General features: G+C 70.3%; 22 protein-coding genes. 10 read left to right on the forward strand and 12 right to left on the reverse strand.

All coding sequences use genetic code 11. The annotated features are described in order from the left end of the window. Nucleotides 1–205 precede the first annotated feature (205 nt). Nucleotides 206–619, forward strand: a complete 414-nt coding sequence (locus ACTMVF_RS37130) for an SsgA family sporulation/cell division regulator (RefSeq protein ID WP_441275480.1) — start codon at nt 206–208, stop codon at nt 617–619. Nucleotides 620–682: 63 nt separating this feature from the next. Here ACTMVF_RS37130 and ACTMVF_RS37135 read toward each other — a convergent pair whose 3' ends face one another. Next, the gene (locus ACTMVF_RS37135) at nt 683–1,780 is read right to left on the reverse strand and encodes a baeRF3 domain-containing protein (protein WP_441275481.1); all 1,098 of its coding nucleotides are present in this window, start codon (nt 1,778–1,780) and stop codon (nt 683–685) included. A gap of 63 nt (nt 1,781–1,843) precedes the next feature. Beyond that, nucleotides 1,844–3,436 carry an alpha/beta hydrolase gene (locus tag ACTMVF_RS37140; protein ID WP_441275482.1) on the reverse strand — a complete coding sequence of 531 codons (1,593 nt, stop codon included), beginning with the start codon at nt 3,434–3,436 and terminating at the stop codon, nt 1,844–1,846. A 329-nt stretch (nt 3,437–3,765) separates the two neighbouring features. On the opposite strand from ACTMVF_RS37140, the gene ACTMVF_RS37145 reads away from it, so the two are divergent. The 3 genes from ACTMVF_RS37145 to ACTMVF_RS37155 all read left to right on the forward strand — a co-directional run bounded on the left by ACTMVF_RS37145 (nt 3,766) and on the right by ACTMVF_RS37155 (nt 6,105). After that, a complete protein-coding gene (locus tag ACTMVF_RS37145) occupies nt 3,766–3,981 on the forward strand; it encodes a hypothetical protein (RefSeq protein ID WP_441275483.1) in 216 nt (71 codons plus the stop codon). A gap of 398 nt (nt 3,982–4,379) precedes the next feature. After that, nucleotides 4,380–5,033, forward strand: a complete 654-nt coding sequence (locus ACTMVF_RS37150; RefSeq protein WP_441275484.1) for a chaplin family protein — start codon at nt 4,380–4,382, stop codon at nt 5,031–5,033. A 217-nt stretch (nt 5,034–5,250) separates the two neighbouring features. Further along, entirely contained in the window at nt 5,251–6,105 is an 855-nt protein-coding gene (locus ACTMVF_RS37155; RefSeq protein WP_441275485.1) for a GNAT family N-acetyltransferase, read from the forward strand. 43 nt (nt 6,106–6,148) lie between these two features. On the opposite strand, the gene ACTMVF_RS37160 is transcribed toward ACTMVF_RS37155, so the two are convergent. Continuing rightward, entirely contained in the window at nt 6,149–6,634 is a 486-nt protein-coding gene (locus ACTMVF_RS37160; RefSeq protein WP_441275486.1) for a nucleoside deaminase, read from the reverse strand. Between the two features lie 132 nt (nt 6,635–6,766). On the opposite strand from ACTMVF_RS37160, the gene ACTMVF_RS37165 reads away from it, so the two are divergent. Beyond that, nucleotides 6,767–7,549, forward strand: coding sequence for a GNAT family N-acetyltransferase (locus ACTMVF_RS37165; RefSeq protein ID WP_441275487.1), 783 nt, complete (start codon nt 6,767–6,769; stop codon nt 7,547–7,549). Nucleotides 7,550–7,692: 143 nt separating this feature from the next. Further along, complete coding sequence (locus ACTMVF_RS37170) at nt 7,693–8,634, forward strand: NAD-dependent epimerase/dehydratase family protein (RefSeq protein WP_441275488.1); 942 nt, start codon at nt 7,693–7,695, stop codon at nt 8,632–8,634. A 122-nt stretch (nt 8,635–8,756) separates the two neighbouring features. On the opposite strand, the gene ACTMVF_RS37175 is transcribed toward ACTMVF_RS37170, so the two are convergent. Beyond that, the gene (locus ACTMVF_RS37175) at nt 8,757–9,020 is read right to left on the reverse strand and encodes a GlsB/YeaQ/YmgE family stress response membrane protein (RefSeq protein ID WP_441275489.1); all 264 of its coding nucleotides are present in this window, start codon (nt 9,018–9,020) and stop codon (nt 8,757–8,759) included. Nucleotides 9,021–9,091: 71 nt separating this feature from the next. Then, nucleotides 9,092–9,631: a hypothetical protein gene (locus ACTMVF_RS37180; RefSeq protein ID WP_441275490.1), complete on the reverse strand. Its 540-nt coding sequence runs from the start codon at nt 9,629–9,631 to the stop codon at nt 9,092–9,094. Nucleotides 9,632–9,708: 77 nt separating this feature from the next. On the opposite strand from ACTMVF_RS37180, the gene ACTMVF_RS37185 reads away from it, so the two are divergent. Together ACTMVF_RS37185 and ACTMVF_RS37190 are read left to right on the forward strand one after the other, a co-directional pair. After that, nucleotides 9,709–10,449, forward strand: coding sequence for a phosphotransferase family protein (locus ACTMVF_RS37185; protein ID WP_441275491.1), 741 nt, complete (start codon nt 9,709–9,711; stop codon nt 10,447–10,449). A gap of 102 nt (nt 10,450–10,551) precedes the next feature. Beyond that, the gene (locus ACTMVF_RS37190; RefSeq protein WP_441275573.1) at nt 10,552–11,319 is read left to right on the forward strand and encodes an ArsR/SmtB family transcription factor; all 768 of its coding nucleotides are present in this window, start codon (nt 10,552–10,554) and stop codon (nt 11,317–11,319) included. Between the two features lie 92 nt (nt 11,320–11,411). Here ACTMVF_RS37190 and ACTMVF_RS37195 read toward each other — a convergent pair whose 3' ends face one another. Further along, on the reverse strand, nt 11,412–11,855 hold the full coding sequence (locus tag ACTMVF_RS37195) for an SPW repeat protein (protein WP_441275492.1): 444 nt from the start codon (nt 11,853–11,855) through the stop codon (nt 11,412–11,414). Nucleotides 11,856–12,102: 247 nt separating this feature from the next. Here ACTMVF_RS37195 and ACTMVF_RS37200 point away from each other — a divergent pair, with 247 nt between their 5' ends. Next, nucleotides 12,103–12,459, forward strand: a complete 357-nt coding sequence (locus ACTMVF_RS37200) for a YciI family protein (protein WP_441275493.1) — start codon at nt 12,103–12,105, stop codon at nt 12,457–12,459. Nucleotides 12,460–12,489: 30 nt separating this feature from the next. Further along, nucleotides 12,490–13,584 (forward strand): RNA polymerase sigma factor, encoded by a 1,095-nt coding sequence (locus tag ACTMVF_RS37205; RefSeq protein ID WP_441275494.1) that lies wholly within the window; start codon nt 12,490–12,492, stop codon nt 13,582–13,584. On the opposite strand, the gene urtE is transcribed toward ACTMVF_RS37205, so the two are convergent. The 6 genes from urtE to ACTMVF_RS37235 form a co-directional block, all read right to left on the reverse strand. Continuing rightward, entirely contained in the window at nt 13,574–14,266 is a 693-nt protein-coding gene (urtE, locus tag ACTMVF_RS37210) for an urea ABC transporter ATP-binding subunit UrtE (protein ID WP_441275495.1), read from the reverse strand. The genes ACTMVF_RS37205 and urtE overlap by 11 nt on opposite strands. Continuing rightward, a complete protein-coding gene (gene urtD / locus ACTMVF_RS37215; RefSeq protein ID WP_441275496.1) occupies nt 14,266–15,030 on the reverse strand; it encodes an urea ABC transporter ATP-binding protein UrtD in 765 nt (254 codons plus the stop codon). The genes urtE and urtD overlap by 1 nt, the downstream gene beginning before the upstream one ends. Next, a complete protein-coding gene (urtC, locus tag ACTMVF_RS37220; protein ID WP_441275497.1) occupies nt 15,027–16,124 on the reverse strand; it encodes an urea ABC transporter permease subunit UrtC in 1,098 nt (365 codons plus the stop codon). Before urtC ends, urtD begins: the two co-directional genes overlap by 4 nt. After that, nucleotides 16,121–17,017 (reverse strand): urea ABC transporter permease subunit UrtB, encoded by an 897-nt coding sequence (urtB, locus tag ACTMVF_RS37225; protein ID WP_441275498.1) that lies wholly within the window; start codon nt 17,015–17,017, stop codon nt 16,121–16,123. The genes urtC and urtB overlap by 4 nt, the downstream gene beginning before the upstream one ends. Nucleotides 17,018–17,087: 70 nt before the next feature. Beyond that, a complete protein-coding gene (urtA, locus tag ACTMVF_RS37230; protein ID WP_441275499.1) occupies nt 17,088–18,344 on the reverse strand; it encodes an urea ABC transporter substrate-binding protein in 1,257 nt (418 codons plus the stop codon). A gap of 304 nt (nt 18,345–18,648) precedes the next feature. Continuing rightward, entirely contained in the window at nt 18,649–19,761 is a 1,113-nt protein-coding gene (locus ACTMVF_RS37235; RefSeq protein ID WP_441275500.1) for a substrate-binding domain-containing protein, read from the reverse strand. Between the last annotated feature and the right edge of the window lie 80 nt (nt 19,762–19,841).

A 19,841-nucleotide genomic window follows, 5' to 3' on the forward strand; every position in this document is an offset into this window, starting at 1 on the left:
GTACGTCGCTCAATCGGGTGTTCGACGGTCGCATGTTCTAGGGGTGGGGCGGCAGTGGTCGCCGGTCGGGGTGATGCACTCCTCGGGGGTGATGCAGGTCACATAAATGATGTGCCCTCCGGCGTAATGCAAACGGCATCTGTGGGCTCGTAAAAGCACAGCGGCAAAAAAACGACCTACCACCGACCCGCAGGGGAGACCGCCCATGGACATCGCCATCGAGCAGCCCGCCCGCGCCCGCCTCATCACCGGCGAGGAGCGCGAACTCCCCGTTCCCGCCAAGCTGCGGTACGCCTCCACGGATCCGCTGGCGGTGCACATGGACTTCCCGGGCGAGGCCTCCCTCGATGGCCATGGGGCCACCTGGACCTTCGCCCGGAGTCTGCTGGAGGCAGGCCTGCGCGGGCCGGCCGGGGACGGTGACGTGCACATCTGGCCGTGCGGCCAGGAGCGTACGGTCGTGGAGTTGCACTCGCCGTACGGCATGGCGCTGCTCCAGTTCGACACCTCCGCCCTGAACCGCTTCCTGCTGCGGACGTACGCGGTGGTCGCGACCGGTGAGGAGGACCTCGGGGCGGTCGTGGAGCGCGGCCTGAGCTCGCTCTTCGGCGGCGTGTGAGGAAGGCGGGCGGATGAGGAGGTCATCGGGCCGCCGCCGCTGTGCCTCCTCATCGCTCCGGCGTCAGTACCGCAGCACCCCGGCGATCCCCTGGGCGTCGCTCAGCGTGCCGTCCGGTACGAAACGGACCTCGGCGCCGGTCTCCAGGCACTGCTCGACGATCTCGTCCACGATGTCCTCGCGGGCGTCGAGGTCGCCGCTCTCGGCCGGGATGAGATGGTCGCCGTCCTCGCCGCGCACCGTCACCCGGTAGTTCTCCTCGACGGCGAGCAGCCGGATCCGGCCTTCGCGAGCACTGCGCCAGACCTCGTCGACGCCGGCCGCGAACGCCTTGCGGCCACGGGCGGATTCGAGTTCCCGCGCCACGGCGGCGGCGTTCCTGCGCTCCTCGGCGGTGACCAGCGGACGGATCGCCTGCCACACCGCCTCGTGCGTGCCGTGCGCGAGCCCGCCGTGCGGGACGTGCACCGCGTCCTTGGCGACGCCGCCGATCTCGTCCAGCAGGGACAGCGCCGCCTGCTCACCGGTGACGTACAGCGGTCGCGGGTTGTCCCGGAGGATCGCGCTCATGGCGGAGTCCGCGTCCTTGAGGAAGTGGCGGGTGCCCTCGTCGCGGAACGTGCTCGGCATGTCGCCGATCCGCTCCTGGCGCTCGGCGTCGAAGTTGTCGAAACGCCTGGTCAGCGGGAAGCCGCCGATGCGGGCCTCGGTGACGCGGTCCGGGCTGCCGGTCCACAGCGTGACACGGTCGGGGGAGACCGAGAGCACCCAGAACGGCCGCTCGGCGGCCTCCGCGGAGACGAGGTTGCGGGTCAGGAAGGTGTCCGAGAGCACCACGCGCTCGGGCACCGTGCGGGCGAGCGACCACACCTGGTGCTCGCCCGGGGCGGCGAAGATCACCAGGCCGTCCTCGGCGTAGGTGAGATCGACCTCGGCGAGGGCCTGGTCGAGCTGTCGCTCGACATCCGCCCGTCGCTCGCGGGTGACCGAGGGATCGGCCTCCAGCTGTTTCTTGGCCTCGGCCACGACATTGCGCAGCCGGACCTGGTCCTGGGCCCGATAGGGCTCTCGGGGATGCGTGGGCGTCAGCACGGACACGGCCGGATAGGGGCGCGGGCGCCGCAGCTCGATGAGGGTCGTGGGACTGAGTGCGTGCTCCATAACAGCACGATAGGACCGATTCACCGATCGGGCATTAGGGGCAATCCCCTCGCCCTCGCATGCCTACTCTGTGTCGTCCTCCGGCCCGCAGGAGCTGCCGTCGGCCGGCAGCGTGCCGTACAGCAGGAAGGTGTCGACCTTGCGGTGCACGCACTTGGAGGAGGCGTACCCGGTGTGACCGCTGCCCTTGTTGTCCAGGACCACGGCCGAGGGACCGAGTCGCTTCGCCGTCTCCACGGTCCAGCGGTACGGCGTCGCCGGGTCGCCGCGGGTGCCCACGAGCAGCATCTTCGGCGTGTGCACGTCCTTCACGTCGTCGCGGATGAAGTCCGTGCCCTTGGGGCGGCCGTAGCACATCAGCACCCCGGTGAGCCGGTACGGGCCGAAGACCGGTGACGCCTGCTCGTACTCGGCGCGCAGCCGGTCGAGCTTGCCGATGATCTGCTCGTCCGTCGGGCGGTCCGGATCGTCCGCGCAGTTGATCGCCATCAGTGCCGCGGGGAGATTGTCGAGCGGGACCTCCTCCTCGTCGACGAGACCGCCGTCGGGGTCCTGGGTCTTCTCGGTCTCCTCCCGGCCCGTGGGTGCGGCCCCACCGGAGGCGAAGGTCTCGATGGCGTGCGTGTCGCCGTCCTCGACCAGCGAGGCGAGGGCCCGCTCCAGAGAGGGCCACAACTCCTCGCTGTAGAGCGCCTGCCCGATGGCGCCGACCAGGTCCTGCCCGGTGAACGGCTCACCGAACGCCGACGGCACCGGGTCCTCGTCCAGCGAGTCGACCAGTCGTACGACCTGCTTGCGGGCCTCGCGAGGGTCCTGCCCGAACGGACAGGCGATGTCCTTCACACACCAGTTGATGAACTCCTCCAGCGCCTCCTGCTGCCCCTTGGCGCCTGCCACCCCCTGCTCGGTCAGCGGTTCGGTCAGCGTGTCCACGCCGTCGAGCACCAACCGGCCGACTTTCTTCGGGAATTGGGCGGCGTACACCGCGCCGAGCCGGGTTCCGTAGGAGAAGCCCAGGTAGTTGAGCTTCTTGTCGCCGAGGGCCTGGCGCATCACGTCCATGTCGCGCGAGGCGTTGACCGTGCCGATGTGGGGGAGGACGGGCCCGGAGTGCCGGGCGCACGCGTCGGCCGCCTTCCTCAACTGCTTGAGGACGGACTGCGGATCGCGGCCGATTTCCGTGCTGTCGTCCGCCACGGAGATGTCCTCCGCGCCGTCCCCGCAGCTGACCGGCGAGGACCTGCCGACGCCACGCGGATCGAAGGTCACGATGTCGTAGCCGTCCGTCAGCTCCATGAAGTCCTTGCCGCCGGCGGCGAACTCGGGGATACCGGCGCCGCCCGGCCCGCCGAAGTTGAGCAGCACCGATCCCTGCTTCTTGCCCGTGGCCCGGTAACGGGCGAGCGCCAGATCCAGCGTCCCCGCCCTGGGGCGGGCGTAGTCGAGGGGGACGGTGACCTTGCCGCACTGCAGATCCTTCGGCAGGCCCTCGCCCGGGCACTTGGCCCAGGTGACCTTCTGCCGGTAGAAGCGGGTGAGGTCGGGCTCGGCACCGTCCGTGGCCGTCGGCAGCCCCGTGCCGAGCAGGACCAGTCCGACCGCGCCGGTGACCGCGCAGCGCCGCAGCGAGGGCCGCGTTGACAGCTTGGCCAGCATGAATGCCTCCAGGGACGCCCGTCGCGGACCGGGATACGGCGTCCTCGATCACGATAAGGGGGCCCCGGAACGCACGCCTCCGGACGAGCGGGGCGGCCTGGGCTGCCGTGCGCGGCGATGTCCGGACCTGATCCGGACCTGATCCGGACCTGTTCCGGGCAGAGGGTGAGATCGACCGGCCGGTGAACGCACGTGCGGGACACCCTGGACCGACGGCACTGGCACCGGCACCGGCTTCGGGCGGACCGGATCGGGCCCCCGGAACGCCGGCCCCAGGCGGCGCAGCAGCCCCGCATGCGAGCGGCCGACGCAGGCCGCACCCTGGTGCCATGGACGGGGAGCAGCCCATCGCGATCTACCCGCCCGCCGAGGACGGCGGCCGGCGGGTCCGTGCCGGTGACCATTTCCTGGGCATGGCGTACGGGCTGCTGGACGTTGCCGAGTTCCTGCGTAGGGCGGGGATCGAGGACGCCGACGAGGAGTACGTACGGCGCTCCAGGCTGATCGAGTGGCGCGGCGGCGGCCCCGAGGCGTGGATGCGGTGACTTCGGCCTAGGGCTGTCTGACGATTCCCGCCTGCCCCGTGACGCCTGGCACGCACTCCCCCAGAGGGGGCCCCGCCGCGTTGCCGAGCCGCCCACACGTGGCCGCCACGACGGCGCTGCGGCGCCTTGCGATCGCACGCTCCCCGACGCTCGAACAACCTCGCGCGGGGGACCCCCATGACGCAGCGCGCTCCACCTTCGGTGGCGCCCTCGGCGGGGCGGCTTGCCGGGGTGCATGCCCGGCGCCACAAGTCGGATGAACGGGGAGTCATCACTCAGTTCGACAACCATGCCGCTCGATGGGGTGAAAGACCGATAAGCCATAACTCGAATGGTTCATCGGCGTTTTATCCGGTGCGGGCGAGTGCTCGCGACCATGTCTGGAAGGCAGGGAACCTATGAGACGGGTTACCCGAAACGGTGTGATCGCCTTCGCCGCCACCGGCGCGATGGCTGTGACGATGCCGGCGTATGCCGACTCCGCGGCGGACGGTGCCGCGGCCGACTCACCCGGGCTGATCTCCGGCAACACCATCCAGCTCCCGGTGCACGTCCCGGTGAACGTGTGCGGGAACACCGTGAACGTGGTGGGGCTGCTCAACCCCGCCGTGGGCAACAGCTGTGCCAATGAGGGCGGTGGGAGCAAGACGGGCGCCGCGTCGAACGGCGGGGCCTCGGCCGAGGGGCGCGGAAAGGATTCGCCGGGCGTCGCCTCCGGCAACACCATCGAACTGCCGGTCCACCTCCCGGTGAACGTCAGCGGCAACACGGTGAACGTGGTCGGCGTCGGCAACCCGGCGACCGGCAACGAGTCCGTGAACACCCCCGGCAACCAGCCTCCGCGCACCACGAAGCCGACGCCGAAGCCGTCCGTACCGCCGAAGAGGCACCAGCCGCGGCCGGTGCCGTCCGCGTTCGTTCCGCACGGGCCCGAGGCCGCCCTCGCCGACACGGGAGCGGACCAGACCCTCGCCGCCGTGGCGGGCGGCACGGTTCTCGTCCTGGGCGGGGCCATCCTGTACCGGCGTTTCCGTCCCCAGGCGGTGCGCTGACCCCGCGTTTCGCGCGCGGCACGGAAGGCCCCACCGGCCTGGCGAGCGGTGGGGCCTTCGTCGTACCGAAGCTCCGAACGTACGGACGGTCGTGGCCCTTTGGAACGCGTCAACGGCTTGATCACGCCGTGGCGCCCTGCCGGACGATCCGCAAGGATGCTGCGTGCACGGTCGATCACCGTGCGCATGCGAAGCCCCCAAGGATTGGAGCGCACCCATGGCCTCTTCGGCCCCCGAAGACCTCGTCGTCACCCGTGCCGGCCTCGACGACTGGCCGGTCATCAGCGGATGGGCCGCCGCCGAGGGCTGGAACCCGGGGCTCGCCGACGGACCGGCCTTCTTCGCTCAGGACCCCGACGGCTTCTTCCTCGGCCGGATCGACGGCGAGCCCGTCTCGGCGATCTCGGTCGTCAACTACGGCACGGACTACGCCTTCCTCGGCTGCTACCTGGTCCGCCCCGACCTGCGCGGCCGCGGCCACGGCCTCACCACCTGGAAGACCGCGCTGGCGCACGCGGGAAGCCGCACGATCGGACTCGACGGCGTCGTCGCCCAGCAGGACAACTACCGCCGTTCCGGCTTCGAACTCGCCCACCGCACCGTCCGGTTCACCGGAACCGCGCCGGCCTGCGAGGTGCCGGCGGATGTGCGGGGCGTACGGTCCGAGGACATCGCGGACATCACCGCGTACGACGGCACCTGCACCCCCGCCGACCGCCCCCGCTTCCTCGCCCACTGGCTCACCGGCACCGGACACCACGCCGTGGTCCGCCGCAGCGGCGACCGTGTCACCGGCTACGGCGTGATCCGCCCCGGCCACGACTGCCCGCGCATCGGGCCGCTCTTCGCCGACACCGCCGAGGACGCGCGAGCCCTGTTCGCCGCCCTGACCGCCGACGCGGCCGGCCGCGAGGTCGCCATCGACGTGCCCGAGCCCAACGCGGCGGGCGTGGCTCTCGCCGAGGAGGCCGGATTCACCCCCTCTTTCGAGACGGCCCGCATGTACACGGGCCCGGTGCGGCCGTACGCCGAGGAACGCGTCTTCGGCGTCACCACCCTGGAACTCGGCTAGCGCCTGCACCGCTTCGGCATCCCACTCTCGTGACGCCGGCGCGTCAGTCCGTTCGCCGGTGGAAGCGGAAGTGCAGTGCGCGGATGTCGTCCGTCAGCTCGGGCACCGGGCCGTCCACGACCACGCCGGGCGCGACCTCCTGGACCGCAAGGGTCCGCACGGGCGGGGCGGGTACCCCCAACTCGCCCAGCCACCCGGCCAGTTGCTCCGACGAGGCGACGTACACGATGCGCCCCAGGCCCACCCACGCATGGGCGGCCGCGCACATCGGGCAGTGCTCGCCGGAGGTGTACACCGTGGCGGCCGCCCGCTCCTCGGGCGTCATGTGGGCGGCGGACCAGCGTGCCAGCTCGAACTCGGGGTGCCGGGTGCGGTCGCCCGAGGCCACCCGGTTGTGGTCCTCGGCGAGCATGACGCCGTCCGCCCCCACCAGAACCGAACCGAACGGCTCGTCCCCGGCCTCCAGTGCCTGCGCCGCGAGTGCGACGCAGCGGCGCAGGTACGGCAGTTCGTCGTCCTTCACGACCATGACTTCACGACCATGACTTACGGTCCTCCTCGCGATGAGGCTTGCCTTGCGCACCCTATAGCCGCCCGGCCTGGGTGCGGTCGGGTCGAAAAGGCGGTTGCCGTGGCAGCGGTCGGGTGCTGGAGTGATCCCATGGATCATGCTGCGGTGCTCGCCCTCTTCGACCGGGACATGCGTGAAGGTGCGCGGCCGGACGGTCCCGACGCGCTGGTCGAGAGGGTCGGCGGGGTGATCCGCCAGGTGTCGTCCGCACTCGGCTGGAACGGCGTCGTGTGGTCCGACCTCGACGAGGCGAGTGCCGACGAGGCGATCGCCGCACAGATCGCCCACTTCTCCGGGCTCGGGATCGGGCACGAGTTCGAGTGGAAGGTCTACGGTCATGACCGCCCGGCCGACCTCGGTCAGCGGCTCAGGGCCGCCGGGTTCACGTCCGGGCCCGAGGAGACGCTGATGATCGGCGAGGCAGCCGATCTGGACCTGGACGCGGAGCCGCCGGAAGGCATCCGCATGCTCACCGTGACCGACCGGGCGGGCGTCGACCTCGTCGCGGAGGTGCACGCGAAGGCCTTCGGCACCGACGGCTCCCGGCTCCGCCACCAGCTGCTCGCCCAGCTCACGGCCGACCCGGACACCGTCGTCGCGGTGGTCGCGCTGGCCGGTGACACTCCGGTGAGCGCGGCCCGGATGGAACTCGTGCCGGGGGCGCGGTTCGCCGGGCTGTGGGGCGGCGGGACCGTCGAGGCCTGGCGGGGCCGGGGCATCTACCGCGCGCTGGTCGCACACCGGGCACGGGCCGCCGTGGACCGCGGCTACCGTTACCTCCAGGTCGACGCCATGAGCACGAGCCGGCCCATCCTGGAACGGCTCGGCTTCGAACCGCTGACCACGACGACGCCGTACGTGTACACGCCGTAGGGACACGCAGGGCCGATCACGCAGCGTGCTCACCTCGGGCGGAGTGTCACATCCGGCATGTCACATCCACCGGCATGTCACATCCGTCGGCATGTCACACCCACTGATGTCACATCCGCGCCCGTTCAACCCGTCGCAACGTTATGACGACGAACCAGAGCAACGACAGCGGCCACAGCCGGAGCATCCTCCTCGCGGGCGCCGGCGGCGTCCTGGGCAGGCACATCACCCGCGCCCTGACGCAGGCGGGCCACAAGGTCACCGGCCTCGGCCGGGGCGGACGCAACGATCTCCAGGCCGACCTGACGGACCGCGACGCCCTGCTGCGCGCCGTCGACGGCCACCACTTCGACACCGTGATCCACGCCGCGACCGCGCTGCGCAAGCCGCCCATGCGCCACCGTGACATGCACGCCACCAACGCGCTGCGCACCGACGGAACCGCCCATCTGATCGAGGCCGCGCAGGCCACCGGCGCTCGACGCTTCGTGACGGAGTCCATGGTCTTCGGATACGGCTACGGCGACCACGGCGACCGTGTGCTCGTCGAGGACGACATCTTCGGTCCGCGCGGCCGCTCCCCGGAGCTGGAAGGGCATATCGCGGCGATGCGTATCAAGGAACAACTCACCTTCGGCACCGCCGGGTTGGACGGCATCGCGCTGCGCTTCGGCCTGTTCTACGGCCCCGGCGGCACCGACGCCCTGCTGCCCATGCTCCGCAAGCGGCAACTTCCCGTCCCCGCCGATCACGGGCGGGTCCTGCCCTGGATCGACCTCACCGACGCGGCCCGAGCGGTGGTCGCCGCCGTCGAGCGCGGGCGCCCCGGCCAGGCGTACAACATCGCCGACCGCACCCCGATGGGTTTCGGGACCCATGTCCGGTGCGTGGCCGAGGAGTTCGGGCTGCCGCAACCGCTGACCGTACCGCTGTGGCTGATGCGGCCCATGTCGTACGCGCACACGGTGATGTCGACGGCGCTGCGGGTGTCCACGGCGAAGGCGGAGCGGGAACTGGGCTGGACGCCCGCCCACCCGGGGACCCGTGACGGCCTCGCCGCGATGCGGGCCGCGTCACTCACGTGAACGGCGCGCCGCATGCCCTCGGCGCGCCGTCCCTTCGCGGCTGCGTGTCTCAAAGATTCCTTGCGCCTCGATGCATCCGGCTGTCCGCGCGCCTCGTTGCGTCCGGCTGTCCGCGTACTGCGTCAGCGGCGCGCCTTCGTCCGGTCCAGTGCGGCGACGCCCAGTGCGGCGAGGCCGATCTGGATGAGCCACTGGATCCAGTCGACGCCGTCGGTGTCGGCCACGTCGAGGCCGGCCGCGAGCGCGGAGCCGAGCAGCGCGGCCACGATGCCGACGAGGATGGTCCACAGGACCCCGATGCGCTGACGGCCCGGCACCACGAGCCGCCCCAGCACTCCAATGATGATGCCGATCACGATGGCACTGATGATGCCCGAGATCTCCATTTCGCCCCTCTTCCTCCTGTCCCCCGCGGTAAGGCGAGTTCCCCGTGGACGGAGGGACAGTCCGTTCCGCTTCAACCGGTGGTGCCCCACCCGGTGGCGGCCACCACCTCCGCGGCGATGTCGATCACCGAACGGCCGTCGGTCACCACGCGCACCACGTCCGCGGCTGCCTGCTCGTCCAGGAGTCGTGCCTTGCGGGCGCTGCCCCTCAGCTCGTGCTCCAGCTCGGAGCCCAGCTCGCGCCCGGCCAGCCGCTGTTCGGCCGTCTCGTCGGTGGCGGTGAGCAGAACCCGTACGAGCCGTGCGCCATCACCCATGGCCCGGCGGAACATGGGCGCCGCCTCGTCGAGCACGCTGACGGTGTTCGTGTAGACGAGGCGCCGGCATCCGAGCTCGGCGTAGTTCGCCCACACGGCGGCCAGGTTCCGCTCCGTGATGCCGGCCCGGCGCGCGTCCCCGGCCGGCGCCGGATGGACGGAGCCCATGAAGTCGCCGTCGATCACGGCATGCGCGACCTGCGCGGCCCGCAGCCGAGCCGACACCTCCCAGCCCACTGTGGTCTTGCCGACCCCGGCCCGTCCTCCGATGAGCAGTACTTCCGCGTGATCCATGCGGGCAGGGTGCCCGGGCGCGGGCATCCTTTGCCAGTGGTTATGGCTCGGGCCGGTGCTGACGGGTGGAGGCGTGGATGGCGGAGTGGGTGCTCGGTGGCGGGGCCGTCAACGAGGTCGTGAGGGTGGGGGCGACCGTACGGCGTACCTCGCACGAACGGTCCGGGTATGTGCGTGAGTTGCTTGCCCTCTTCGAGAGCCGTGGCTGGGAGGGGGCGCCGCGCCACCTCGGGACGGACGGGCGGGGCCGGGAGGTGTTCGGATATCTCGAGGGTCGCGCGGCCGTCACTTCCCGGGAGCGGGCGGCGGCGTGCACCGACGCGGCGCTCGTGCGCGTTGCTCAACTCGTCCGCCGTCTCCATGACTTGACGCACGGAACGCCCTTGGCGGGCGGCCGGGACGTCGTATGCCACAACGACCTCGCCCCGAAGAACACGGTGTACGCGGTGGACGGTGCCGAGTGGTGGCCCACCGCCTTCATCGACTGGGACCTCGCCGCGCCCGGCGAGCGCGTCCATGACCTCGCCCATGTGTGCTGGCAGTACCTGGATCTCGGACCGCGCATCACCGATGTGTCCGAGGCGGCCCGGCGTATCGCCCTCGTCTGCGACGCGTACGGGCCGGGTGGCGGCGGTGCGGGCATCGTCGACGTGATCCTTTGGTGGCAGGACCGCTGCTGGAGGGGTATCGAGGCCGGCGCGGAGCGTGGTGAACCGGCCATGGTGACGCTGCGGGAGCGCGGGGTCGTGGACGACGTGCGGAACGCGTACGCCTGGGTGGCGAGGCACCGGCGCGGGCTGGGGGCGTTCCTGCCCTGACGCCGGCCGCACGTGAGCCCGCGGGGCGCCTGTGCCGGTCCGATTGACGTGCAGGTAATCGCCTGCATAACGTTGAGTGTGCGATCAGAGAGCGACCCCGGGATGGACAAGGTCTTCAAGGCGTTGGCCGACGACACGCGCAGACGGCTCCTGGACCGGCTGCACGAGGGCAACGGGCAGACCTTGGGGGAGCTGTGCGCGCGAATCGACATGACGCGCCAGTCGGTGACCCAGCATCTGGCCGTCCTGGAGGCCGCCAACCTGCTCACTACGGTGCGGCGGGGGCGGGAGAAGCTGCACTACCTCAATCCGGTCCCGCTCCACGAGATCCAGGAGCGGTGGATCGACAAGTTCGAGCGCCCACGCCTGCGCGTGCTCGGCGCCGTGAAGCGACGAGCCGAGGAAGCCATGACCGACAAGCCCACCTTCGTGTACGTCACCTACATCGAGAGCACGCCCGAGAAGGTCTGGGACGCGCTCACCGACGCGGACCTGACCGCCGCCTACTGGGGCCACGGCAACATCTCGGACTGGCGGCCCGGATCCCGCTGGGAACACGTGCGTACGGACGGCTCCGGCATCGCCGACGTCGTCGGCACCGTCGTGGAGAGCGAGCGCCCGAGCCGCCTGGTCACCACCTGGGCGGCGCCGGACGAGGAGGGTCAGGAGGACAAGTACTCCCGGGTCACCTTCGACATCCAGCAGCACGCCGAGATCGTCCGCCTCACCGTGACCCACGAGGACCTCCCGGACGAGAGTGCCCGCGCCGATGTGTCGTCCGGCTGGCCTGCGGTGCTGTCCAACCTCAAGTCGCTCCTGGAGACCGGCCATGTGCTGCCGCAGGAGCCGTGGCTGATGCCGGCTCGTTGAACGAGGCCGGTTCCCGGGGGTGGGGGAGAGGGCGAGAGAAGGCCGGTCCGCGGGCGCGGACCGGCCGACATGGCGTCCTCTCCGGTGAGGCCTTACGGCCTCGTGGTGGTGCTCTTGGCCGCCGTACCGGCGCAGATCAGCCCCAGTATCACGGCCAGCGCGCCGATGATGATGTTGTTGACGACGACCCCTGCGTCCGGGCTGTCGCCGACGATCCACGGCGCGATGATCATCCAGGCGCCTATCGCGCTGCAGGCCCAGCTGAGGCCGTACATACGCTCCGGGGCCCGGGTGAACCCGAGGGCCAGCAGGCCGATCGCGATGCCCACGATCAGGTTGTGGGTCACGAGCGGAGGCTGGCTGGTCGTGTAGTGGAGTATCCAGGGGGACACCGCACAGTACAGACCGAGCAGGAACACCGGTCCGTCCACGAGCGCCACGTCACGACCGCCGAGCACGCGGTCGTAGCGTTCCCGCATTTCGGGTGCGTCGGGGTGGGTGGTTATGTCACCTCTGGTGGGCTGCACGTTGGCCATGACTCGTCTCCTTTGACTTGCAGGCCTGACCGCGTCTGGTGCGGTATGCGGTTAGCGCCGCCTAGTTCATTCTGCACTTATTTCTTCTTTATGTGTAGGGTTCGTCGGGTTCATGACGATGTGGGCGCGGTCGCCGTCCGCAAAACTCTCCGGTGCCGGCCTGCGGGGTGTCGATCCGAGGGCGGGCCGTTCGTGTAGGAGGTGAGAGAGCGCCGCAGAGGGATGCTCCGAGGTCAAGGAGGCCGTCATGAAGTACTACCTGCTCAGCGTGATGCAGCCCGTAGGTGACGAGCTGCCCCCGCCGGAGGTGCTCGCCGAGATCGGAAAGGACCTCGACGCCTTCCACCAAGAGCTGAGGCAGGTCGGCGCCTGGGTCTTCGCCGGGGGACTGCACGGACCGGAGTCGTCCACGGTGCTGCGGCCCCGCGACGGCGACGTCCTGATCACCGACGGACCGTACGCTGAGGGCAAGGAGATGCTCGGCGGGATCTGCCTGATCAAGGCGCCCGATCTGGACGCGGCCCTGGGGTGGGGGCGGAAGGCGGCGCTGGCGACCACGCTTCCCATCGAGGTGCGGCCGTTCATGGGCGAGGCCGAGGACTGATGACGGCCCCGGACATCGAGGACGTCTTCCGTGCCGAGTCCGGACGCCTTCACCACGGCCGTGCGGCGCTGGCCGCAGACCGGTGTACCGCCGAGCCCGGCCGGGTGGATCATCACGACCGCCCGGAACCGGGCGATCGACCGGCTGCGCCGCGAGGCCCGGCGGGACGAACGGCACGCCGAGGCCGCCCTGCTGCACGCCCCCGACGCACCGCCCGAGGAGGGCCCCGTGCGCGACGAACGGCTCCGGCTCATCTTCACCTGCTGCCACCCCGCCCTCGCCCCCCAGGCCCGGGTCGCCCTCACCCTGCGCCGCCTCGGGGGACTCACCACCGCCCGCATCGCCCGCGCCTTTCTGGTCCCCGAGGCGACCATGGCCCAGCGCCTGGTGCGCGCCAAGGCGAAGATCCGCGACGCGCGCATCCCGTATCGCGTGCCCCGTGACGCCGACCTCCCGGACCGGCTGAACGGCGTCCTCGCCGTCGTCTACCTGATCTTCAACGAGGGGTACGGCGGCTCGCCCGAGCTGTGCGCGGAAGCCGTACGCCTGGGCCGGCTGCTGTCCGAGCTGATGCCGGACGAGCCGGAGGTCACCGGCCTGCTCGCGCTGATGCTCCTCGTCGAGTCCCGTCGGGCCGCGCGGGAGGACGCCGACGGAGCGCTCGTGCCGCTGCCCGAACAGGACCGGGATCGCTGGGACCGGGACCTCGTCGCGGAGGGACAGGCCCTCGTACGGCGGTGCCTGCGCCGGAACCAGCCGGGGCCGTACCAGATCCAGGCCGCCATTCAGGCCGTGCACAGCGACGCGCCCGCCGCCGAGGCCACGGACTGGGGGCAGGTTCTCCAGCTGTACGACCAGCTGATGGCACGTGCCCCCAGTCCCGTCGTCGCCCTGAACCGGGCGGTGGCCGTTGCCGAGGTCGAGGGTGCGCGCGTGGCCCTCGACCTCGTGGACGGCCTCGACCTGCACGGCTACCACGTCTTCCACGCGGTCCGCGCCGACCTGCTCCGGCGCCTGGGCCGGGACACGGAGGCGGTGAGGGCGTACGACGCCGCGCTCACCCTCACCGGGAGCCCGGCAGAGCATGCCTGGCTCGAACGCAGACGCCGCGACCTCACACGCTGAGCGCCTCCCGCACCGCCACCTCTGCCCCCACGCCGCCCTCACCGGAGGACGTGACCCGCCCGGCCTCCAGGACGTAGTACCGCTGCGCCGCCCGCATCGCGAAACCGACGTGCTGCTCGACCAGCAGCACCGACAGCCCGCCCCGCATGGCCAGCGTGAGGATCGTCTCCTCGATCTCGGCGACCACCGACGGCTGGATGCCCTCGGTCGGCTCGTCGAGGAGCAGCAGCCGAGGATCCGTCACCAGGGCGCGGGCGATGGCGAGTTGCTGCCGCTGGCCGCCGGAGAGCAGACCCGCGCGGCGGTTGGACAGGGCCCGCAGCGCCGGGAACAGGTCCAGCGCCTCGGCGACCGCCTCCTTGCCCCGCCTGCGCCCGTCCGCGACGAGCTGGAGGTTCTCGGCGGTGGTCAGGTGCGGGAAGGACTGCTGGCCCTGCGGGACGTACGCCATCCCGCGCGCGACCCGTTCGTGCGGCTTGCGGCGGGTGATGTCCTCGCCGTCCAGGCGGATCGTGCCACTGGTCGGCGTGAGCAGTCCCACGGCGGCCCGCAGCAGCGTGCTCTTGCCCGCGCCGTTGTGCCCGAGCACGGCCGCCACGCCGTCCTTGGGCACCTCGACGGTGATGCCGTGCAGGACGGAGCTGCGGTGGTAGCCGACGCGTACGTCGTCGATCTGGAGCATCACGCCTCCTGTACGGCCACGTCGGCGGCGGCCTCGGCGGCCGCGTGCCCGAGGTACACCTCCTGCACCTTCGGATCCGCCTGCACTTCGGCGACGGTGCCCTCGCTGAGCACCTTGCCCGCGTGCAGCACGCTGACGCTGCGGGCGAAGGACCGCATGAAGTCCATGTCGTGCTCGATGACGACCACGGTCCGCTCCTCGCTGATGCGTTGCAGCAGTTCCCCGGTCGCCTGGCGCTCGTCGTGGCTCATCCCGGCCACCGGTTCGTCGAGCAGCAGCAGCCGCACGTCCTGCACGAGCAGCATGCCGATCTCCAGCCACTGCTTCTGACCGTGCGCGAGCGTCCCGGCGGGGGAGTCGGCGAGCTCGGTGAGCCCGACCGTCTCCAAGGCCCTCGCGACCGGCTCGGGGACGTCCTTGCGCCGCCGCAGCATGGTCCACAGGCTCCGGCCCGCGCCCGCCGCGATGTCCAGGTTCTGAAGGACCGTCAACTCTTCGAAGACGGTGGCGGTCTGGAACGTCCGCCCGATGCCCGACCGCGCGATCCTGTGCACGCTCCGCCCGAGCAGCTCCTCGCCGCCGAACCGCACCGAGCCCTCCGCCCGCACCAGTCCGGTCACGGCGTCGACGAGGGTCGTCTTGCCCGCGCCGTTGGGCCCGATGAGGAACCGCAGATCGCCCGGGCGGACATCGAGGTCCACTCCGTCGACGGCGGTGAACCCGTCGAAGGACACGCGCAGTCGGCGTATCTCCAGCCCGCTCATGCTGCCTCTCCTACGGGGATGACGGCCGCCTTCTTCTCCGCCGCGGCCCTGCGTCGCCGTACGGCCCCCGCCAGCGAGGCGAGGCCGCCGGGCAGGAAGGCGAGCGCCACGATGAACAGCAGCCCCTGGAAGTACGTCCAGGCCGCGGGGAACTCCTCCGACAGCGCGGTCTTCGCCCAGGCCACCGCGACCGCGCCGAGCACGGCCCCGACCAGGCTGGCGCGGCCGCCCACCGCCGCGCCGATGACGAACTCGATCGACGGCACGATGCCGATCAGCGCCGGCGAGATGATGCCGACCGCCGGCACGAACAGCGCGCCCGCGAGGCCCGCCATGCCGGCCGCCACCACGTACGCGACGAGCTTGACGTTCGCCGGGTCGTAGCCGAGGAAGCGCACCCGCTCCTCGGAGTCCCGTACGGCGACGAGGAGTTCGCCGTAGCGGCTGTGGATCAACTGGCGCGCCAGGGCGATGAGCAGCAGCAGGGCGGCGGCGATGATGAAGTACACCATCCGCTGGTTGACCGGGTCGTCGAGGTCGTAGCCGAAGAAGCCCTGGATGTCGGTGAGTCCGTTGGTGCCGCCGGTCGTGGCCTGCTGGCCGATCAGCCAGATGGCGAAGGCCGCTGCAAGGGCCTGGCTGAGGATCGCGAAGTACGCGCCCTTGACCCGGCGCCGGAAGATGAAGGAGCCGAGCAGCGCGGCCACGGTCATCGGCAGGAGCACGGTCGCCGCGAGGGCGAACAGCGGATTCGCGAACGGCTGCCACCACCAGGGGAGTGCGGTGGCGGTGCCGTACAGCTGCATGAAGTCGGGCAGGTTGCCGGGCCCCGCGTCGGCGATCTTCAGGTGCATCGCCATGGCGTAGCCGCCGAGCCCGAAGAACACGCCCTGGCCGAGCGTCAGCAGACCGCCGCGGCCCCAGGCCAGACAGACACCGACCGCGACCATCGCGATGCACAGGTACTTGGCGAGCAGCCCGAGGCGGAAGTCGGACAGCACCAGCGGGGCGAGGGCGAACAGCAGGAGGGCCGACCCGGCGAAACCGGCCGCGACCCGGGCCGAGGGGCCCTTGAGCAGGTTCAGCAGGTTCATACGAGACTCCTCGTACGCAGCGTGTACAGCCCCTGGGGCCGCCACTGGAGGAACGCGACGATGCCGACGAGCACCAGCACCTTGGCGACGCTGACGGTGGTGGAGTACTCCAGCACCGACTGGAGCACGCCCAGCACGAAGGCGACGATGACCGTGCCCTTGAGCTGTCCGATGCCGCCGACCACGATCACCAGGAAGGCGTCGATGATGACGTTGGTGCCCATCGTCGGCCCGATCGGACCGACCAGCGTCAGGGCGACCCCGGCCACGCCCGCGAGCCCGGAGCCGATGAAGAAGGCCGTACGGTCCACGGTCGAGGTCGAGATGCCGGACACCTCCGCGAGGTCGCGGTTCTGCACCACGGCCCGGATCCGGCGGCCCAGCGGCGTCAGCCGCAGAGTGAGGGAGAGGGCGACGACCGCCGCGACCGCCAACCCGAGAATGAACAGGCGGCTGTTGGCCACGGTGAGCGGGTCGTCGCCGCCGATGAGGGTGATGTTCCCAGTGAGGACGTCGGGCGCGCGGGTCTGCACGTTCGGCGCGCCGAAAATATCCCGGGCGAGTTGCTGGAGCATCAGGGAGACGCCCCAGGTGACGAGCAGTGTGTCAAGTGGCCGTAGATACAGGCGCCGTATCAGCAGCCATTCGAGAAGTGCGCCCAGGGCGCCCGAGACAAGAAATGCGATGGGAAGAGCGGCCAGAAGTGAAATTCCGGCGCTGGAAATGGACTTCTGCAGGACATACGTCGTGTAGGCGCCGGCCATGATGAACTCGCCGTGGGCCATGTTGATGACGTTCATCTGGCCGAAGGTGAGCGAGAGACCGAGGGCGATGAGCAGCAGAACGGCACCGATGCTGATGCCGGTGAAGGTCTGACCGAGGATCACGGTCATACGGCGGCTCCGGGGAGGCGGGGGAGCGGGGGCCCGGCGGGCGTGCCGGGCCCCGCGAGGCAGCGAGCGGTCAGGACAGGCCGGAGGCCCAGGAGTAGCCCTTGAGGTAGGGGTCCGGCTTGATGGGCTGGCCGGAGTCCCACACCTGCTCGATCAGACCGTCGGGGCCGACCTTGCCGATCCGGGCCGTCTTGTAGATGTGCTGCGAGGCACCGTCGATCGTGACCTTGCCCTCGGGCGCGTCGAAGGTGATGCCGTCCGAGGCCGCCTTCACCTTCTCCGGGTCGAAGGACTTCGCCTTCTCGACCATCGCCTTCCACAGGTAGACCGAGACGTACGCGGCCTCCATCGGGTCACTGGTCGGCTTGTCCTGGCCGTACTTGGCCTTGTACGCCTTCACGAACTTCTCGTTCGCGGCGCCCGGCGTGGTCTGGTAGTAGTTCCAGGCCGTCAGCTGCCCGTTCAGGTACTGCGTGCCGATCGACTTGACCTCCTCCTCGGCGATCGACACCGAGACGACCGGCATGCTCTTCGCGGTCAGGCCCGCCGACTTGTACTCCTTGAAGAAGGCCACGTTCGAGTCGCCGTTGAGGGTGTTGAAGACCGCGTCCGCCTTGGACGCCTTCACCTTGTTGGCGATCGTGCTGAACTCCGTCGACCCCAGCGGCGCGTAGTCCTCGCCGAGGATCGTCATGCCGTTGGCCTTGGCGTACGCCCGGATCTCCTTGTTGGCGGTGCGCGGGAAGACGTAGTCGCTGCCGACCAGGTAGAGCTTCTTCAGGCCCTGGCTCTTGAGGTAGTCGAGGGCCGGGACGATCTGCTGGTTGGTGGTCGCGCCCGTGTAGAAGATGTACGGCGACTCCTCCAGGCCCTCGTACTGCACCGGGTAGAAGAGCAGCGACTTGTTCTTCTCGAACACCGGCTTGACGGCCTTGCGGCTGGCGGAGGTCCAGCAGCCGAAGGTGGCCGCGACGCCGTCCTCCTTGATGAGCTTGGTCGCCTTCTCGGCGAACGTCGGCCAGTCGGAGGCGCCGTCCTCGCTGATCGGCTTGATCTTCTTGCCGAGCACACCGCCGGAGGCGTTGATCTCGTCGATGGCGAGCGTCAGCGAATTGCGTACGGTGACCTCGCTGATCGCCATCGTGCCGGACAGCGAGTTGAGCAGACCGACCTTGACCGTGTCACCGCTGACGTCGATCTTCGCGGCCTTGTCGGACGAACCCGCCGCGTCGGTCTTCGCGCCGCACGCCGAGAGCGCGACGACGGCGGCGAGCGCCGCGGTGCCGGCCAGGAACCGGCGCCGGTGTGTGTGGGGAAGGCTGGACAATTGAACCTCCTTGTCCCCATGACGAGGACACCTGAAAAGCAAGGAAGGAATCAGCAGCCCTTCAGGGTCCCTGAAGTGCGGTCCACAGCCTCAAGTCACCCTGTTTCCACGGTGTTTCGAGTTACTTTCCCGGCTGTATCTTCCGGCTCGCCGCAGGCAACGAAACGGGAAACAAAAAAGCCTCGGGACGAATTCCACAACGGAATTCACACTTCGCCCGAGGCATTCTAGATACTTCCTGCGGGAAGTATCTGGGCGTGGTGAGGTGCATGTCAAGAGTGGGCGCAGTCACGAGTGAGCGCAGTCAAGGGTGTGCGCCGTCGAGGGTGAGCTGGGTGAGCACGTCGAAGTCCACGCCGTCCGCCTGCGCGAGGTAGATGCGCTGCTTGACATGGCTGTCCCTGAGTCGCAGCAAGCCGCGCGGTCCTTCGTACGACACCGACTCGGCGCTCGCGCCGATCGCCGTCACGTCCAGCGTCCCGGCCCGGGCGATGAGCGCGGCGAGCAACAGCACGCCCTCGTAACACGATTCACCGAGACTCCCGGGTGCCGGCGCCTCGATGCCGTACCGCCCGGCGTAGCGGCCGTGGAAGTCCAGGGTGTCCTGGTTGGCGAGCGAGGCGAAGAAGCCGGCGGTGCTGTAGAGACCGGCGGTCGCCGTGGGACCGCTGGCCATCAGCATGTTCTCGTCCATGAGCGTGCTCAGCCGCAGGCACCGTTGGTCGAGGCCGGCCGCGGCGAACGCCCGGTTGAAGCGGACGGCGTCGTTGCCCACCAGGAGCATCAGCACGGCGTCCGCCTCGGACCGCTCGATCCGGCGCAGCACTCTGTCGAAGTCATGGGTGCCGAGCGGCAGATACGCCTGCCCGCAGATGCCGCCCCCCGACTCGTGCGCATACGCCCGCGCCGCCTGTGCGGTGCGGCGCGGCCACACATAGTCGTTGCCGACGACGAACCATCGCCGCACCTTGCGCTCGCCCGCCAACAGGCGCATCGCGGGCCGCAGTTGGTCGTCCGGTGTCTCGCTGGTAAGGAAGACACCCGTGGTGTGCTCCCCGCCCTCGTACAGCGCCGTGTACACATACGGCACCCGGTGCGCGATGCGCGGGGCCAGTGCCTGGCGCACCGAGGAGATGTGCCAGCCGGTGACACCCTGAACGACGCCCAGGTCCACCAGCGCCTCGATGCGGTCGGCGATCTCATGGGGGTCGGCGCCGCCGTCCACCGGCAGCAGCCGCAGCTCCTTGCCGAGCACGCCGCCCGCCTGGTTGACCTCCTCGGCGGCGAGCTGGGCGCACAGTTCGCAGGTCGGGCCGAAGATGCCGGCGGCGCCCTGCATGGGGAACACGAGAGCGACGCTGAGCACGGAGGCGTCGACGGTGAACCAGTCGAGCGGATGGGGGTCGAGCTGGAACATGCGGTCATGATTCCGGGTCCGCACGGTGAACTCCAGTCCGTCTCGTGGGCCGGTCGGTGGGGAAGTGGTGGGTAGCCGAC

This window comes from Streptomyces sp. SD31, assembly GCF_052068475.1.
In the GTDB taxonomy this organism is placed as follows: domain Bacteria; phylum Actinomycetota; class Actinomycetes; order Streptomycetales; family Streptomycetaceae; genus Streptomyces.

Coding starts and splice junctions, on each gene's coding strand:
- ACTMVF_RS37165 (WP_441275487.1), top strand. CDS start 6,767: ATGGATCATGCTGCGGTGCTCGCCCTCTTCGACCGGGACATGCGTGAA.
- urtE (WP_441275495.1), bottom strand. CDS start 14,266: ATGCTCCAGATCGACGACGTACGCGTCGGCTACCACCGCAGCTCCGTC.
- ACTMVF_RS37150 (WP_441275484.1), top strand. CDS start 4,380: ATGAGACGGGTTACCCGAAACGGTGTGATCGCCTTCGCCGCCACCGGC.
- ACTMVF_RS37155 (WP_441275485.1), top strand. CDS start 5,251: ATGGCCTCTTCGGCCCCCGAAGACCTCGTCGTCACCCGTGCCGGCCTC.
- urtB (WP_441275498.1), bottom strand. CDS start 17,017: ATGACCGTGATCCTCGGTCAGACCTTCACCGGCATCAGCATCGGTGCC.
- ACTMVF_RS37135 (WP_441275481.1), bottom strand. CDS start 1,780: ATGGAGCACGCACTCAGTCCCACGACCCTCATCGAGCTGCGGCGCCCG.
- ACTMVF_RS37175 (WP_441275489.1), bottom strand. CDS start 9,020: ATGGAGATCTCGGGCATCATCAGTGCCATCGTGATCGGCATCATCATT.
- ACTMVF_RS37160 (WP_441275486.1), bottom strand. CDS start 6,634: ATGGTCGTGAAGGACGACGAACTGCCGTACCTGCGCCGCTGCGTCGCA.
- ACTMVF_RS37200 (WP_441275493.1), top strand. CDS start 12,103: ATGAAGTACTACCTGCTCAGCGTGATGCAGCCCGTAGGTGACGAGCTG.
- ACTMVF_RS37130 (WP_441275480.1), top strand. CDS start 206: ATGGACATCGCCATCGAGCAGCCCGCCCGCGCCCGCCTCATCACCGGC.
- ACTMVF_RS37195 (WP_441275492.1), bottom strand. CDS start 11,855: ATGGCCAACGTGCAGCCCACCAGAGGTGACATAACCACCCACCCCGAC.
- ACTMVF_RS37180 (WP_441275490.1), bottom strand. CDS start 9,631: ATGGATCACGCGGAAGTACTGCTCATCGGAGGACGGGCCGGGGTCGGC.
- ACTMVF_RS37140 (WP_441275482.1), bottom strand. CDS start 3,436: ATGCTGGCCAAGCTGTCAACGCGGCCCTCGCTGCGGCGCTGCGCGGTC.
- urtC (WP_441275497.1), bottom strand. CDS start 16,124: ATGAACCTGCTGAACCTGCTCAAGGGCCCCTCGGCCCGGGTCGCGGCC.
- ACTMVF_RS37145 (WP_441275483.1), top strand. CDS start 3,766: ATGGACGGGGAGCAGCCCATCGCGATCTACCCGCCCGCCGAGGACGGC.
- ACTMVF_RS37185 (WP_441275491.1), top strand. CDS start 9,709: ATGGCGGAGTGGGTGCTCGGTGGCGGGGCCGTCAACGAGGTCGTGAGG.
- ACTMVF_RS37170 (WP_441275488.1), top strand. CDS start 7,693: ATGACGACGAACCAGAGCAACGACAGCGGCCACAGCCGGAGCATCCTC.
- urtD (WP_441275496.1), bottom strand. CDS start 15,030: ATGAGCGGGCTGGAGATACGCCGACTGCGCGTGTCCTTCGACGGGTTC.
- ACTMVF_RS37190 (WP_441275573.1), top strand. CDS start 10,552: ATGGACAAGGTCTTCAAGGCGTTGGCCGACGACACGCGCAGACGGCTC.
- ACTMVF_RS37235 (WP_441275500.1), bottom strand. CDS start 19,761: ATGTTCCAGCTCGACCCCCATCCGCTCGACTGGTTCACCGTCGACGCC.